At 48.9% G+C, this 14,132-nt stretch carries 16 protein-coding genes; 12 read left to right on the forward strand and 4 right to left on the reverse strand.

All coding sequences use genetic code 11. The features are described 5' to 3' along the window. From rpsR to dnaB, 3 genes are all read left to right on the forward strand, one after another. Window positions 1–279 (forward strand): 30S ribosomal protein S18, encoded by a 279-nt coding sequence (rpsR, locus tag HRU73_RS09985; RefSeq protein WP_011110841.1) that lies wholly within the window; start codon window positions 1–3, stop codon window positions 277–279. A gap of 18 nt (window positions 280–297) precedes the next feature. Next, complete coding sequence (gene rplI, locus HRU73_RS09990) at window positions 298–753, forward strand: 50S ribosomal protein L9 (protein WP_011110840.1); 456 nt, start codon at window positions 298–300, stop codon at window positions 751–753. A 107-nt stretch (window positions 754–860) separates the two neighbouring features. Then, the gene (gene dnaB / locus HRU73_RS09995; RefSeq protein WP_276679247.1) at window positions 861–2,258 is read left to right on the forward strand and encodes a replicative DNA helicase; all 1,398 of its coding nucleotides are present in this window, start codon (window positions 861–863) and stop codon (window positions 2,256–2,258) included. A 28-nt stretch (window positions 2,259–2,286) separates the two neighbouring features. Here the strand turns inward: dnaB and HRU73_RS10000 are convergent, their stop codons facing one another. After that, window positions 2,287–3,789, reverse strand: coding sequence for a YifB family Mg chelatase-like AAA ATPase (locus tag HRU73_RS10000; protein WP_287398587.1), 1,503 nt, complete (start codon window positions 3,787–3,789; stop codon window positions 2,287–2,289). Between the two features lie 77 nt (window positions 3,790–3,866). Then, window positions 3,867–4,163 (reverse strand): accessory factor UbiK family protein, encoded by a 297-nt coding sequence (locus tag HRU73_RS10005; RefSeq protein ID WP_287398588.1) that lies wholly within the window; start codon window positions 4,161–4,163, stop codon window positions 3,867–3,869. Between the two features lie 155 nt (window positions 4,164–4,318). On the opposite strand from HRU73_RS10005, the gene HRU73_RS10010 reads away from it, so the two are divergent. The 3 genes from HRU73_RS10010 to HRU73_RS10020 all read left to right on the forward strand — a co-directional run bounded on the left by HRU73_RS10010 (window position 4,319) and on the right by HRU73_RS10020 (window position 6,369). Continuing rightward, window positions 4,319–5,317, forward strand: coding sequence for an aminoglycoside phosphotransferase family protein (locus tag HRU73_RS10010; protein ID WP_287398589.1), 999 nt, complete (start codon window positions 4,319–4,321; stop codon window positions 5,315–5,317). A 15-nt stretch (window positions 5,318–5,332) separates the two neighbouring features. Next, the gene (gene murU, locus HRU73_RS10015) at window positions 5,333–6,064 is read left to right on the forward strand and encodes an N-acetylmuramate alpha-1-phosphate uridylyltransferase MurU (RefSeq protein WP_287398591.1); all 732 of its coding nucleotides are present in this window, start codon (window positions 5,333–5,335) and stop codon (window positions 6,062–6,064) included. Between the two features lie 116 nt (window positions 6,065–6,180). Then, a complete protein-coding gene (locus tag HRU73_RS10020; RefSeq protein ID WP_287398592.1) occupies window positions 6,181–6,369 on the forward strand; it encodes a hypothetical protein in 189 nt (62 codons plus the stop codon). Between the two features lie 387 nt (window positions 6,370–6,756). On the opposite strand, the gene HRU73_RS10025 is transcribed toward HRU73_RS10020, so the two are convergent. After that, a complete protein-coding gene (locus HRU73_RS10025; RefSeq protein WP_287398593.1) occupies window positions 6,757–7,743 on the reverse strand; it encodes a PEP-CTERM sorting domain-containing protein in 987 nt (328 codons plus the stop codon). A gap of 367 nt (window positions 7,744–8,110) precedes the next feature. Here HRU73_RS10025 and HRU73_RS10030 point away from each other — a divergent pair, with 367 nt between their 5' ends. After that, window positions 8,111–8,383 (forward strand): Rho-binding antiterminator, encoded by a 273-nt coding sequence (locus HRU73_RS10030; RefSeq protein WP_041356315.1) that lies wholly within the window; start codon window positions 8,111–8,113, stop codon window positions 8,381–8,383. Between the two features lie 79 nt (window positions 8,384–8,462). Here the strand turns inward: HRU73_RS10030 and HRU73_RS10035 are convergent, their stop codons facing one another. Next, complete coding sequence (locus HRU73_RS10035; RefSeq protein ID WP_287398594.1) at window positions 8,463–9,188, reverse strand: glycosyltransferase; 726 nt, start codon at window positions 9,186–9,188, stop codon at window positions 8,463–8,465. Between the two features lie 836 nt (window positions 9,189–10,024). On the opposite strand from HRU73_RS10035, the gene HRU73_RS10040 reads away from it, so the two are divergent. The 5 genes from HRU73_RS10040 to serS all read left to right on the forward strand — a co-directional run bounded on the left by HRU73_RS10040 (window position 10,025) and on the right by serS (window position 14,114). Next, window positions 10,025–10,474, forward strand: coding sequence for an NUDIX hydrolase (locus HRU73_RS10040; RefSeq protein ID WP_011110829.1), 450 nt, complete (start codon window positions 10,025–10,027; stop codon window positions 10,472–10,474). A 269-nt stretch (window positions 10,475–10,743) separates the two neighbouring features. Further along, window positions 10,744–11,355, forward strand: coding sequence for a hypothetical protein (locus HRU73_RS10045; RefSeq protein WP_011110828.1), 612 nt, complete (start codon window positions 10,744–10,746; stop codon window positions 11,353–11,355). A 145-nt stretch (window positions 11,356–11,500) separates the two neighbouring features. Continuing rightward, window positions 11,501–11,989, forward strand: coding sequence for a YbhB/YbcL family Raf kinase inhibitor-like protein (locus HRU73_RS10050; protein ID WP_287398595.1), 489 nt, complete (start codon window positions 11,501–11,503; stop codon window positions 11,987–11,989). Window positions 11,990–12,061: 72 nt separating this feature from the next. Continuing rightward, entirely contained in the window at window positions 12,062–12,586 is a 525-nt protein-coding gene (locus HRU73_RS10055) for an adenine phosphoribosyltransferase (protein WP_011110826.1), read from the forward strand. Window positions 12,587–12,800: 214 nt separating this feature from the next. Next, window positions 12,801–14,114 (forward strand): serine--tRNA ligase, encoded by a 1,314-nt coding sequence (serS, locus tag HRU73_RS10060; protein ID WP_287398596.1) that lies wholly within the window; start codon window positions 12,801–12,803, stop codon window positions 14,112–14,114. Window positions 14,115–14,132 lie beyond the last annotated feature (18 nt).

Below are 14,132 nucleotides of genomic sequence, written 5' to 3' on the forward strand. Positions count from 1 at the left end.
ATGAGATTCTCAAGAAACAAGGATGCAGACAAAAGGATGAAAGACCGGATGGCAAACCGGCCTCTTTTCAAACGCAAGAAATTTTGCCGTTTCACTGCTGAAGGAATCAAGCATATCGATTATAAAGATATCGATTTACTGAAAGACTTCGTCAGTGAAAACGGCAGGATCATTCCAGCCAGAATTACCGGCACGCGTGCATATTATCAGCGGCAGTTGAACCTCGCCATCGAGCGCGCCCGCTTTCTTGCACTGCTACCTTATACTGATCAGCACTAAGCAACCAGGAGAGATAACATGCAAGTAATTTTGTTGGAAAAAATCGCCAAATTGGGCTCACTGGGCAGTATCGTAAACGTCAAACCGGGCTATGCCCGCAATTATCTGATCCCACAAGGAAAAGCCAGAAGAGTAACCGAGAAGGTCATTGCCGAGTTTGAAGCACAGCGCGCGGAACTGGAGAAAAAGCAATCCGAGATTTTAGCAGCTGCCAGCGCACAAGCAGCCAGACTGGATGGCTTGCTCGTTCAGATATCCCAGAAAGCAGGAGTAGATGGCAAGCTTTTTGGTTCGGTTACCAGTGCAAATATCACTGAGGAATTGCGCAAGCAGGATTTTCCAGTTGAAAAATCCATGATTCGCATGCCTGAGGGACAAATCAAACAGATAGGTGATTATACAGTCACCGTTGTACTTCACAGCGAAGTATCGGCACATATTACCGTATCAGTATTGGGCGAAACGACAATCTGATATCCCTGGTAAGCATCAAACAAAGAAAGGACTGTCTCTGGTCCTTTTTTTGTTTCCGCATCAAAATGGTACTATCCTGATTCTGCTCTTAGCCCTTAATCGTCCCCATGAATCAACTCACCAGCAGCTTTATCCAGAACCTTGCCGAAGATAATATCTATAAACTTCCGCCACACTCTATCGAGGCTGAACAATCCGTCCTGGGCGGGCTCATGCTGGATAATCAGGCTTGGGATAAAGTAGCGGACATCATCATCGAAAGTGACTTTTATCGTCAGGATCATCAACTCATTTACCAGCACATCTCCCGGCTCATAGAGCAGAACAAACCGGCAGATGTCATTACCGTTGCCGAATCTCTCGAAAATGCAGCCCAACTGCAACATGCAGGAGGGCTGGCCTATATCGGTGCCATTGCACAGAATACCCCGTCTGCAGCCAACATTCGCCGGTATGCAGAAATTGTCCGGGAACGCTCGATCATGCGCAAGCTGGCACAAGTCAGCACACAAATCACTGACTCGGCCTACAACCCGGCAGGCCGCTCAGCAGGTGATCTGCTGGATGAAGCGGAAAGCAGAATATTTGAGATTGCAGAACAAAGTGCACATGGCAAACAGGGATTTGTCGATATCCAGCCACTGCTGAAACAGGTAGTAGAGCGAATCGAAGTACTCTATAACCGCAGCAATCCCAGTGATATCACCGGTATCCCCTCTGGTTTCAATGACCTCGACCAGAAAACTTCCGGCTTCCAGCCCGGCGATCTGATTATTGTTGCCGGACGGCCTTCGATGGGAAAAACAGCCTTTGCTCTCAATATCGGTGAGCATGTCGCACTGGAAACCAGCAAACCGGTAGCCGTGTTCAGCATGGAAATGGGAGGTGTGCAGCTTGCCATGCGTATGCTGGGATCCATCGGCCGACTGGATCAGCATAAAATGCGTACCGGCCAACTGAATGATGATGACTGGCCGAGGCTTACCCACGCACTGGGTAAACTGAATGATGCACCGATATTCATCGATGAAAGCGCAGGATTAAACTCTCTGGAATTGCGTGCCCGCGCCCGGCGCTTGTACCGGCAATATGAAGGGCTGGGACTCATCATTATCGACTACCTGCAACTGATGTCAGCCACCTCACCCGGCAGTGAAAACCGTGCTGCCGAAATTTCGGAAATTTCACGCTCACTGAAAGCACTGGCAAAAGAACTGCAGGTTCCCGTAATCGCTTTGTCACAGTTGAACCGTGGCCTCGAACAACGTCCCAACAAACGCCCGATCATGTCTGATTTGCGTGAATCAGGCGCCATCGAACAGGACGCCGATGTGATCCTGTTTATTTATCGGGATGAAGTTTACAACCCGGATACTCCAGACAAAGGTATCGCAGAAATCATCATAGGCAAGCAGCGTAACGGGCCGATTGGCAAGGTCGATCTCACCTTTCTAGGAGAATTTACCAGATTCGAGAACTGCGCCCGCACTGCTGATTACTATTGAGATACTGATCTGGCGCGTATCCGGATAATCAGCTTATATCCATACGGCGATATTGAATGGCTTCCGCCACATGTTTTCCCAGAATGGGCTCACTGCCTGATAAATCCGCAATGGTTCGAGCCAGTTTCAGTATCCTGTGATAAGCCCGTGCCGACATATTCAGGCGAGTCATGGCCCGTTCCAGCATGCATTTACCCTCTGCATCCGGATGACAAAGTTTTTCTATCTCCTGCACCCTCAGCTCCGTGTTGGGTACATTTTGACGGTCCAACTGACGCTGTCGGGCAGCAGTCGTCCTTGACCGGATAACGGCACTCGGTTCACCCGGCCCCGGGCGCAACAAATCTTCCTTCGGCAAAGCAGGCACTTCAATCTGAATATCGATACGATCCAGCAGCGGGCCAGATATTTTGCCGCGATAGCGCGCCACCTGATCAGGCGTACAACGGCACTTTCCCTCGTAATGCCCGAGATAACCACAGGGGCAGGGGTTCATCGCAGCAATGAGCTGGAATCTGGCCGGAAAATCTGCGCGCTGTGTAGCTCGTGAAATGGTAATGTAACCGGATTCGAGTGGTTCACGCAGCACTTCCAGCACTCGCCGGTCAAATTCAGGCAGCTCATCGAGAAATAAAACACCATGCATTGCCAGTGAAATCTCACCTGGACGTGGAATACCCCCTCCACCGACCAGTGCTACCGCAGATGCCGTATGATGCGGTGCTCGGAAAGGGCGACGCTTCCAATCAGTCAAATTGAATCTACCGCTGCCCAAGGATTGGATAGCAGCCGATTCCAGTGCCTCCTGCCCGGTCATGGGCGGCAAAATACCCGGTATACGCCGCGCCAGCATGGATTTCCCGGTACCTGGCGGCCCGATCATCAACACACTGTGACCACCTGCTGCCGCAATCTCCAGTGCACGCTTCGCCTGCATCTGGCCTTTGACCTCTCCCATATCCGGATAGCTGCCTGCAGTTTCCTCATCATTCGGCTTGGTACTGTAGGGTTCCCACGCTTTCTGACCGGTCAAATAAGCGCACAACTGCAACAATGAAGTAGCAGGATAAATCTTCGCCTCCTGAACCAGCGCCGCTTCCCCGGCATTCTGTTCCGGCAACACGAAACCGCGACCTGAACGGGATGCACTGTAGGTCATGGCCAATGCACCACGAATGGGACGCAACCGGCCATCGAGTGATAATTCTCCCGCCCATTCGTACTGATTCAGCCTGTCTGCGGGAATTTGCCCACTGGCAGCCAATATACCCAAGGCGATCGGCAGATCGAAACGTCCGCTTTCCTTGGGTAAATCAGCTGGAGCCAGATTGACGGTAATCCGCCGTGCAGGAAATTTGAAACGCCCGTTCAGTATGGCAGCGTGCACTCTATCCTTACTCTCTCTGACTTCCGTCTCAGGGAGACCAACAATGGTAAATTTTGGAAGACCATTGGAAAGATGCACCTCAACAGTCACCAGAGGCGCATCCATGCCACATAATGCACGGCTGTAAAGAATGGCCAGTGACATGGAGAAGATCGATCACTCAAACAAAATACAAGTGTCGCTTATCAACATCCTGCACAACTGGCGCCCGTTATCACCCGTTACGGTTGTGTTTCGCAACAGGCATCTCCCGTTTCATTCGATGAAACCACTTCTGCCGGCTGCTGTAATTGTTGTTCCAGTTTGCGTACTTTTTCTTCCAGTTCAGCCAATTTGATACGTGTGCGTTTAATAACCTCCTGCTGCACATCGAATTCTTCGCGTGTAACCAGGTCCAGCCGTGCAAAGGCACTGGTCAGCATGGCCCGCATATTTTTCTCGACATCTCTGGCTGGACTGCTGGCCAGAATTTCGTTTACCTTGCTGCCGATCTCGTTTAACACATTTTTATCCAACATCTCTTCTCTCTCCATTAAAATTTCAAAGTCTTATCATCGGCTTCCGGGATAAAATCTCATATTTTCAATCAACAGGCAAACACAAATCAGCAGCTTCCGCCTCAATCGGCAATCAATATAAAAGCTGCTTCCTCTACCTTAACCAATCAGCTTCGATGGATCGTCTGCAACTTCTGGAATACTGGCTGAAAGTCCTTTATCCCGATCAGCCCTGCACTTTGTCGCCTGCCTCGGCGGATGCCAGTTTTCGCCGCTATTTTCGTGTATCTCTTCCCGGAAAAACACTGATCGTGATGGATGCTCCGCCACAGCAGGAAGACTGCCGGCCGTTCTTGCATGCAGCCAGCATTTTTTCCCGTGCATCCGTTCATGTACCCGCCATCGTCGCACAAGACCTGAATCAAGGTTTTTTACTGCTGTCCGACCTCGGCACCACCACTTACCTGCAGGCACTGACCGCAGCCCCTGAAAATGCCAACCGGCTTTACCAGGATGCCATTGACGCATTGATCAAAATCCAGTGTGCCAGCCAGAAAAATATATTCCCCGAGTACGACCGGATACTGCTTTCCCGCGAGCTGGAGCTTTTTCCTGACTGGTACATGACACGACACCTGCACGCCCCGCCGGACGATGATCAGAAAAATACACTAAAGACCGTTTTCAACCTGATTCTCGCTAATAATCTCGCACAACCGCAAGTGTTCGTACACCGAGACTACCACAGCCGCAATCTGATGGTATCCACCCCCAACCCGGGAATCATCGATTTTCAGGATGCCGTTCTGGGGCCCATCACCTATGATCTGGTATCCCTGTTCAAAGATGCCTACATACAATGGGAAGAAGCACAAATACTGGACTGGATGATCCGCTACTGGGAAAAAACGCGCCACGCCGGACTGCCGGTTGCAACCGATTTCTCGATTTTCTACCGGGATTTTGAATGGATGGGAGTACAGCGGCATCTCAAGGTACTGGGAATCTTTGCTCGACTTTGCTACCGGGATAACAAACCCACCTACCTGCAAGACATGCCCGCAGTCATGCAATATCTGCGGCAAACCTGCGAACGCTACAGTGAGCTCCATCCATTGAGCCGATTGCTGGATCGACTGGAAGACAGGCAGGCTGAAACCGGCTACACATTCTGATTGAATCCATCACAGATGTTCAAAGTCATGATACTGGCTGCAGGCAAGGGAGAACGCATGCGGCCGCTCACCGATACCTGCCCCAAGCCTCTGCTGCAGGTGGGCGGAAAAATGTTGATCGAGTACCATCTGGAAAAACTGGCGCAGGCAGACTTTACCAATGTGGTCATCAACCACGCCTACCTCGGCAGCATGATCGAAGCTGCACTGCAGGATGGCAAACGCTATGGCCTCCATATCCACTATTCACCAGAAACCCTTGTACTGGAAACTGCGGGCGGAATTGCCAACGCATTACCCCTGCTCACCACCCCCGATAAGAACCAGCCATTTGCTGCCATCAACGCCGATATTTTCTGTGACATGGATTTTTCTATCCTGCAGCCGGTTCTGCAATCCATGCAATCACACCCGACACACACGGTGGCACACCTGATTCTGGTGGATAACCCCCCTCATCACCCTGAAGGAGACTTTTTCCTACACGACGATACCGGCAAACTGGTTGAATCAGCTCGCCCTGATTGCCGAAAACTCACTTTCAGTGGTATTGGGGTCTATCATCCGGTACTTTTCGAAAATGTGCCCTCCGGCCGAGCCGAGAAACTCGCCCCCCTACTGCGCCAGGCCATTGCTGCCGGGAAAGCCACCGGCTCATATTTTCCGGGCTTGTGGTTGGACATCGGCACCCCTGAACGCCTGCATCAGCTCGATACCACGCTCAACCGTTCGGACCGACACACGTAAAGCCGGCAGTTCCTCATAAAAAATAGATAGAATCATCTGGTTACTACTGATTTATGCCAAAAACAAAAATGAAAGCATTCCCGCACACCTGCTTAAAGCAATTAAGGAAAAATAACGTGCCAATGACCGAAAAAGAATTGAAGGAACGTGATGCCAAGCGCGATCTGGGTGCCGAACTGCTGGAATCCGTCGCGCAAATGAAATCAGGGCGTGCGGGCCGGATTCATAAAGTTGAAATTTCCCCTGTTACTGCGGCACGACTGAAATCCGGCCTGTCACAATCTCTGATTTTGCCAGACTGTTAGGCGTATCAATCAGAATCTTGAGGATTGCGAACAAGGTCGCCGTCAACCGAGTGGCGCAGCCAAGACATTAATTACCATTGCTGAACGCCGGCCTGATGTACTGAAAGAAATTACCTTATAGCGGCTTGTTTTCAGTAGATATCGAATTAAAAATAATCACCTCTAACGATAGGTCGTATAGAACGAGCCCCCATACGGTACAGAAAGAACAAAAAACGGCTAGTATCGTCAAAAATCGTATTTGTTCGTGTACAGGAGATGCGCACAGGCAAAGGTCACAATATCGAAATTAAACAAAGTCAAATGGCTCAAACCCTAAACAATAATCGACTTTAGTCGATTATTGTTTAGTTTATGTGCAACTGATCTATTGAACGCTAAGAATGATCAGGCTATTTTTGCTTTGTAGCGACGCTTAATACCTAAACCTGCAAGGCCAATACTCAGGAGTGCTAAAGTACCCAGCTCTGGAACTGCACCCGGATCAATTACTGGAACACCACCATCACTAAGATTTACCCATAAACGATGGTTTTGTAATACGCCAGCAATCCCATTCAGAGTAGAACCCTCAAGTACATAGCCATTATTAAGCCCATCACCAAAACCTACGGCAGCCGGAACACAACCTGTTCCAATACCACCAATGCCTGAACATAAGCCTCCACTTCCACCGCCACTAGCACTACCAACTTCCCACCCCATCGTAGTCCAGAAGAACCCAATTTGACCCTCTCCATCAGGAATCAGGTAATCATCTTCGCGTACAACGAGCTGAAATGTATTTAATGGAGTAGCTTGTTGACTATAGTACCCCACACTTGGCCATGCAATAATAACTTCACTACCAGCAGCTGTAGTATGCGTCTGGAAGGACATCACTCCACTAGCAGCATTACGTGTGTCCACGTCAGCAAAAAACGCCGATATTATCGGTTGTGTTGCTCCTTGCAGGCCCATCGGAGTAAATGCAGATATACCATTGCCAAAACTGATATTTCCATTGTTATTTGCGTAAAATTGCGAATATGTTGTGCCAAAAAGCGTCAAACCGCTGAAATCCGACCCAAAACTGATTGGTCCGCTAAAACCGTCATCATTTCTCCCAGTGGGATCACCAACATTTGCAGCGCTACCTCCACCAGTCATTACAAGTGTATTACCTATAGAAATGCCAAGATCATCCGTCCAGAGCGTAGTAAAGGGTATGAGAGAACTCTGAGGAATTGTAAATACCTCTGCTTGTGCCAGCATTGGTAATCCGATCAGCATCGAAGTTGTAATTAAATTAAGACTTACTTTCATATAATTATTCCTATTATTATTGTTCCAGTTAGAAATCAAATCTACTTTAGTAGGATAAAAATGTAACACTGAGCACCTCAACCAACAGAAAGCAGCTAAGCACTCAACATCACCCAGGCAATTTTCATGCCATTCACATAAATAATTGAATAACAATAATAAATAATGGAATTATAGCAATGTCATGTCATGTCAAAATTATCGACGGCTTCTGATACGCTGCAAGTAATTTTTTGAGATTTTCCGGGTGAAATTACGTATTTTTTCTCATAAAAAAACCGGAAAACGGGAGAAATTATCTGTAATTTCAATGATGAACAGACAAATAACAGGGAATGTAAAAAATTCCGACAAACTGCCTGCATCGATCAAACCTTTCCGCCCGATTGGCAGATGCAGTTAAAATGGTGGGTGTGTTTTATTTTTGGATATCAACATGGCTCATTCCCTGATTTCCTGCGATTTGCACGACTATATCGAAGTAGCCTGTATGTATAGCTATCAGGTCAGGTTGATTCTGAAAGATCAGTCAACCGTGGAAGGCAAGGCAAAGGATATTCTGACCGATGCAGAGAAGCGGGAATTTTTGCTGCTTGAAACCGAATCCGGGTCGCAGCAGGTCGAATTGATTTCGCTCGACAGGTTGCAGGTTCTGACACCCGGTGCACGGTTCAGTGAGGTCGTATTTTCAGACACCTGCGAGCCCTGAACTCATCTCAATCAAAAGAAGATCAGAAACAGGCAGCGCCGGTAAGAATATGCGGCCTTTTCCACTCGGAATGACAGGATCAGCGCCTGCCGTCGTACCACATCGGTAATTTCTTTTTGTTGCGTAACGTCCCGAGCGGGGACAGCACCAGGCGCAGAAACTGTCCAACGATTTCCCATCCGCTATACAACTGCGTCTTCCTCGACGAAGTTTCGAGCGGATGGGCATTCAGAATCGCAAACTTGAGTTTGCGCTTACGCCCGTATTTTTTCAATTTCTGGCTCAGATCAATTTCTTCCGCGGCGTAAAGGGTCAGATCAAACCCGCCCACTTCCCTGAATGCTGCTGCATTGCACACTATCAGTGCACCCGCAGCCCAACCGAGCTGGACTGACAGAAATGTCCATATCCGCAGCAACATTTCCGCCCACCAGGGCTGGCCCGGCATATAGAGCGTGCTGCCTGCACCTATGTGCCTGCCCTGCCTGATCAACTCAAAAATATCTCCCACCAGACCGGCATTCAACAGGCAATCCGCATCCATGAATATCAGCCAATCTCCCCGAGCAGCGCCTGCACCGGCAGTTCTGGCTCGTGCGATATGATTGACCGGCTCGAACACGACTTGTGCCCCAGCCTGTTTAGCCAGTTGCGCGGTTGCATCAGTAGAATTGTTATCCACCACGATGATTTCACTGATATAGCCGTACGATCGATTGGCTGCCACTGCATCGGTAACCGAACGCAGACACGGCTCGATCAGCTGCTCTTCGTTGAAAGCCGGAATGATGAAAGAAATGTGCATATGACCTGTTTCAATTGGGTACCCTGAATAATCGGGGGGGCAGTCAATCCCACCGCACAACGATGGCCATGACTGGATTCAATACGACACCTTCGGCAAATCATAAATCAGTTTACCATCCCTCTGTTCGACAATCGCGAACGTATCCAGACTGAATCGCCCCGGGGCGGTTCACTAATCCGAGTGCTGGCAACTTTTACGGCGAACCCCGCAATTTTCTAGCGAGTGTTCGCTATAGTTACTGAGGTTTACCTATCTGTTGATCTGGCAAGGATTACATGAGAAGAAAATATCATGCCAGATCAGCAGCAAGTGGCGTGCGCGGCAGGATGCGGTGAGGTACAACCCGCATCGTTCGGATTATTCTCCAGCCATTGCTGGAAATGATTCAATGCATCATCCCAATTTTCGGGATAAATTCTATGCGCGACATATTAGCGAGAACGTTTAAAATTTTGGGGCCATTTTCTGGCTGTATGCATGACAACCAGGATGCGAATATCCTTACTGGTTACCTGATAGACGAGAATGTATGGAAACTCATTCATTACTATCTCGTGCGTACCAGAAACACGACCAGGTTGACCAATTCCGGGAACGATCCAAACTGCTTGCAATAGCATCTAATTTTTGTTGTTTTTCTGGTGTCACTGATACACTCATACGTCCGGTTTCACTTGCCATTTTTAGTTCCTGAATAAAAGTAATCACAGGTAATCGTTGCATGGGTAAACAGGATTTACAAGCTGAAATTACAAGCGAACCCCTGATGGATACCCGGGTTCATACGATCCTGATTTCCGTTTTTTTGAACAATTTACTTTACACACCTGCCTATGACCTGGAAGCCCAATGTCACCGTTGCCGCTGTCATTGAACAGGATGACAAATATCTATTAGTAGAAGAAATTCCCAGAGGCACTGCAATAAAACTCAACCAGCCGGCTGGTCACCTGGAGCCCGGTGAATCCATCATCCAGGCATGCAGCCGCGAGGTACTGGAAGAAACCGGCCATAGTTTTCTGCCTGAAGTGTTGACCGGTATTTATCATTGGACTTGCGCTTCGAATGGTACCACCTACCTGCGCTTTACCTTCTCCGGCCAGGTTGTTTCTTTTGACCCTGACAGAAAACTGGATACCGGTATCGTACGGGCAGCCTGGTTCAGCATCGATGAAATCCGTGCAAAACAGGCAATGCATCGCACACCTCTGGTGATGCAATGTATCGAAGATTATCACGCCGGGAAAAGGTATCCGCTGGATATCCTGCAGTATTACGATTGACGGATAACCCGTCTAAGGAACCCCGTACCGGGGAAACATACCTAATCAGGCATAGCAGAAAATATGGCCTGTTGAGCCAACAGGAACGAAGGTGACAAACCTGTCATGGAAATACATCGTTATACTGCTTGCCGCGTTTTTTGTTATACAATCCAGCCGCGGCTCATGTAATCGTTGATGAGGACGAATCAGGCTGAAATCAATAAACTGGCTGAAAAAGAAATATATTTTAATAGCGTTGGAACTCAAGATTATAAAGTGGAGAGAATATGAACAAGGTTCTTCGAAATAGTGGCATTGCAGGGCTATGCCTCGCATTATCAATATTTTTATTGTCGGCACCTGCATCGGCCCAGCTAATGCTTGCACATGAGGGACATCATGATGCCGGCGGATGCAAAATTGAAGGAGGGGATTTCCCGGTAACAGTCAGTGTCTATGAAGTTCCTGAAGGGAATATCCCTCCTATGCACTCGTACTGCAATCACCTTCCTGATGCTGGCAAAATCAACATGACGGTCGAGCTTTCCGATTCCCAGACACGCGAAGTTCCCATTGCCGTGAGAGTCCTGATGGAAGGACACGAAAATAGTGATCATGGAGCACATGAAGTGCTGTACATGCCTGCCGAGAAATATTCATCCGGCATTATCGTCGTTGCCACCAACCTGGAGCATCTCGGACAATATACGGTTCAGCTCGAAACGGAAGACAGTGCAGGCCAGGTTAAAACTGCAGTCAAAATCCCGTTGCATGTCGGAGGCGGCGGTGGTCACGACCATGGATCCAATTTTGGCATGCTGGAAATGATTTTACTTGCTGTCGTAGGCGGAGTAGGTACTTTCATTTTCATGCGCTCGAAAAAAGCTGCAAACGCTTAAATCCTGCCGTATCGAAGCATGCAATAATGGTCAACAAATCAGCCTGCATGCTTCATTCATCTAATATCTCAAAAGAACAGCGGCATCAGCTACACGATAAAATGTGGGTTGATGACAGTTTTTTATCTGGCATAGAAAGAGAATCATGGCTCTCAGTTTGACATCTCCATCTTTTTCCCACCAGGGTTTGATTCCGGTGTGCCATACTTGTGATGGTAAGGATTTTTCACCGGAACTCGCTTGGACCGGGGTACCGGAAAATACCAGAAGTCTGGTGTTGATCGTGGATGACCCGGATGCTCCCGATCCGCAGGCACCCAAGATGACGTGGGTACACTGGATTCTTTACAATATCCCGCCTGCCACTCGCAAATTACCAGAACGAGTAACCGTTGCTGAATTACCCTCAGGCACGCTCGAAGGTGTAAATGACTGGGAACGAACCGGCTATGGCGGACCCTGTCCACCCATCGGAACCCATCGCTATTTTCATAAATTGTACGCACTGGATACCCTGTTGCCTGATTTGAATCAGCCAACCAAAGCAATTCTGGAAAAGGCCATGCAAGGACATATCATTGCCCGGACTGAACTGATTGGCCTGTATCACCGTTCTGACAAAGCATCAGGTTGAAAACCAATCAAATCCAGTCACACACCCATCCTGACTGATCCCATCCCGATTCAGCTTGCCGCCCTTCTTTATATGTCAATCAAATCACGTATCCGTACCATCCCGCATTACCCCCATGAAGGCATCATGTTCCGGGATATCACCACACTCCTGAAAGATCCGGCTGGACTGCGCTCGACCATCGATGGAATCGTTCAACGCTATCAAACCGAAAAGATCGATAAAGTCGTCGGCATTGAATCACGTGGATTCATCATTGCTGCACCGGTTGCGTATGCACTGAGCGCCGGGTTCGTTCCTGTTCGCAAACAAGGTAAATTACCGGCCGAAACCATTGGCTGCGATTATCAGCTGGAATACGGTTATGACAAAGTCGAGATTCACGTGGATGCGATCGATAAAGGGGATCGCGTATTACTGATCGATGATCTGATTGCAACAGGTGGAACGATGGAAGCTGCAATCAAGCTGGTTCAAGAGGCAGGTGGAGAAGTGATTGAATGCTGTTTCGTGATCGATTTGCCTGATATCGGTGGAAGCAGGCGACTGCGTCAGCAAGGTCATCGACTGTTTTCGCTCTGCAGTTTTGAAGATTGATCTGCTCGACGATACCCGTTTTTCAGGCCAGAAAAAGTCCGCAAACATCTATTTCCAATCCGGAAGAGCCATTGCAGTGCTAATATTTGCTGTTCTGCTCGATTGCCTACTCGCTGATCGAGACTCCCGGAATGATTTTCCTGAATAAGCAGACACTTTATATCAACCTGGTTGGACAGCCCGCCAGTCGTTGATTCGTGGAGCCCGTTTACACATGCTAGATATCCAACAATTACGCAGCAATCTGCAAAACATCATTACCCGCCTTACGCAAAGAGGTTACGACTTTCCCGTAGCGGATTTCGAATCCCTGGAGAGCCAGCGAAAATCTGTCCAAACCCTGACCCAGACATTACAGGCAAAACGTAATTCAGCCTCCAAACAAATTGGAATTGCCAGGCAACGGGGTGAAGATGTCAGTCTGATCATGGCCGAAGTGGCCAATATGGGCAATGAACTCAAACAGGCAGAAAATCAGCTCGAAGCCGTTCAGACCCGATTGCAACAGCTATTGCTGGAAATTCCCAATCTGCCGCACGACAGTGTTCCAGCAGGCAAGGATGAAAACGATAATCTGGAAATGCGGCGGTGGGGGACCCCGAAAACGTTTGATTTTCCGGTGCAGGATCATGCCAGCATTGGTGAACACCTCAAGCTGATCGACTTTGAAACGGCTGCAAAGCTGAGTGGTGCGCGCTTCAGTCTGCTGAAAGGCGGACTGGCGCGACTTCATCGTGCTCTGGCGCAATTCATGCTCGACACACACACACAGGAAAATGGCTACAACGAAGTCTATGTACCCTACCTGGTCAATGCAGACTGTTTGCGGGGTACGGGACAGCTGCCAAAATTTGAACAGGATCTTTTCGCTGTTCGGTCCGGCGCTCAGGAAGAGGCAGACAACCCGGACAAAACAGGTCCGGCAGGTCTGCATCTCATCCCGACTGCCGAAGTCCCTCTTACCAACATTGTACGAAACACGATCGTTCCACTTGAAAATCTCCCGCTTCAATTTGTCGCGCATACGCCCTGTTTTCGTTCCGAGGCAGGGAGTTACGGCCGAGATACCCGCGGACTGATCCGCCAGCACCAGTTTGATAAGGTCGAGCTCGTACAAATCACTCATCCGGAAAAATCCCATGAAGCGTTGGAATCACTGGTAGGCCATGCCGAAAAGATTCTCCAGAAGCTGGAGCTGCCTTACCGTGTCATGCTGCTGTGTACCGGTGACATGGGATTCTCTGCTGCCAAGACTTACGATATCGAAGTATGGCTGCCTGCGCAGCAAGCCTACCGGGAAATCTCGTCATGCAGTAATTGTGAAGCATTCCAGGCGCGGCGCATGCAGGCACGCTTCCGCAAGGGGCAGGAGAAACCTGAGCTGCTGCATACACTCAATGGCTCCGGGCTGGCAGTCGGGCGGACACTGGTGGCCATTCTGGAAAATTATCAGAATGAAGATGGCAGTATCACCATTCCGGAGATTTTGCGGGCTTATATGGGTGGCATTGAACGGATCGGCCTATAATGCACACTATATTTGCCT

It is taken from the genome of Nitrosomonas sp. H1_AOB3 (assembly GCF_015709435.1).
GTDB lineage: Bacteria > Pseudomonadota > Gammaproteobacteria > Burkholderiales > Nitrosomonadaceae > Nitrosomonas > Nitrosomonas europaea.

Bases quoted from the DNA above. Each gene is read 5' to 3' on its own strand.
- HRU73_RS10010 (WP_287398589.1), top strand. From the start codon at position 4,319: ATGGATCGTCTGCAACTTCTGGAATACTGGCTGAAAGTCCTTTATCCC.
- HRU73_RS10040 (WP_011110829.1), top strand. From the start codon at position 10,025: ATGACCTGGAAGCCCAATGTCACCGTTGCCGCTGTCATTGAACAGGAT.
- HRU73_RS10030 (WP_041356315.1), top strand. From the start codon at position 8,111: ATGGCTCATTCCCTGATTTCCTGCGATTTGCACGACTATATCGAAGTA.
- HRU73_RS10045 (WP_011110828.1), top strand. From the start codon at position 10,744: ATGAACAAGGTTCTTCGAAATAGTGGCATTGCAGGGCTATGCCTCGCA.
- HRU73_RS10000 (WP_287398587.1), bottom strand. From the start codon at position 3,789: ATGTCACTGGCCATTCTTTACAGCCGTGCATTATGTGGCATGGATGCG.
- dnaB (WP_276679247.1), top strand. From the start codon at position 861: ATGAATCAACTCACCAGCAGCTTTATCCAGAACCTTGCCGAAGATAAT.
- rplI (WP_011110840.1), top strand. From the start codon at position 298: ATGCAAGTAATTTTGTTGGAAAAAATCGCCAAATTGGGCTCACTGGGC.
- HRU73_RS10050 (WP_287398595.1), top strand. From the start codon at position 11,501: ATGGCTCTCAGTTTGACATCTCCATCTTTTTCCCACCAGGGTTTGATT.
- HRU73_RS10005 (WP_287398588.1), bottom strand. From the start codon at position 4,163: ATGTTGGATAAAAATGTGTTAAACGAGATCGGCAGCAAGGTAAACGAA.
- HRU73_RS10035 (WP_287398594.1), bottom strand. From the start codon at position 9,188: ATGCACATTTCTTTCATCATTCCGGCTTTCAACGAAGAGCAGCTGATC.
- HRU73_RS10055 (WP_011110826.1), top strand. From the start codon at position 12,062: ATGTCAATCAAATCACGTATCCGTACCATCCCGCATTACCCCCATGAA.
- serS (WP_287398596.1), top strand. From the start codon at position 12,801: ATGCTAGATATCCAACAATTACGCAGCAATCTGCAAAACATCATTACC.
- murU (WP_287398591.1), top strand. From the start codon at position 5,333: ATGTTCAAAGTCATGATACTGGCTGCAGGCAAGGGAGAACGCATGCGG.
- rpsR (WP_011110841.1), top strand. From the start codon at position 1: ATGAGATTCTCAAGAAACAAGGATGCAGACAAAAGGATGAAAGACCGG.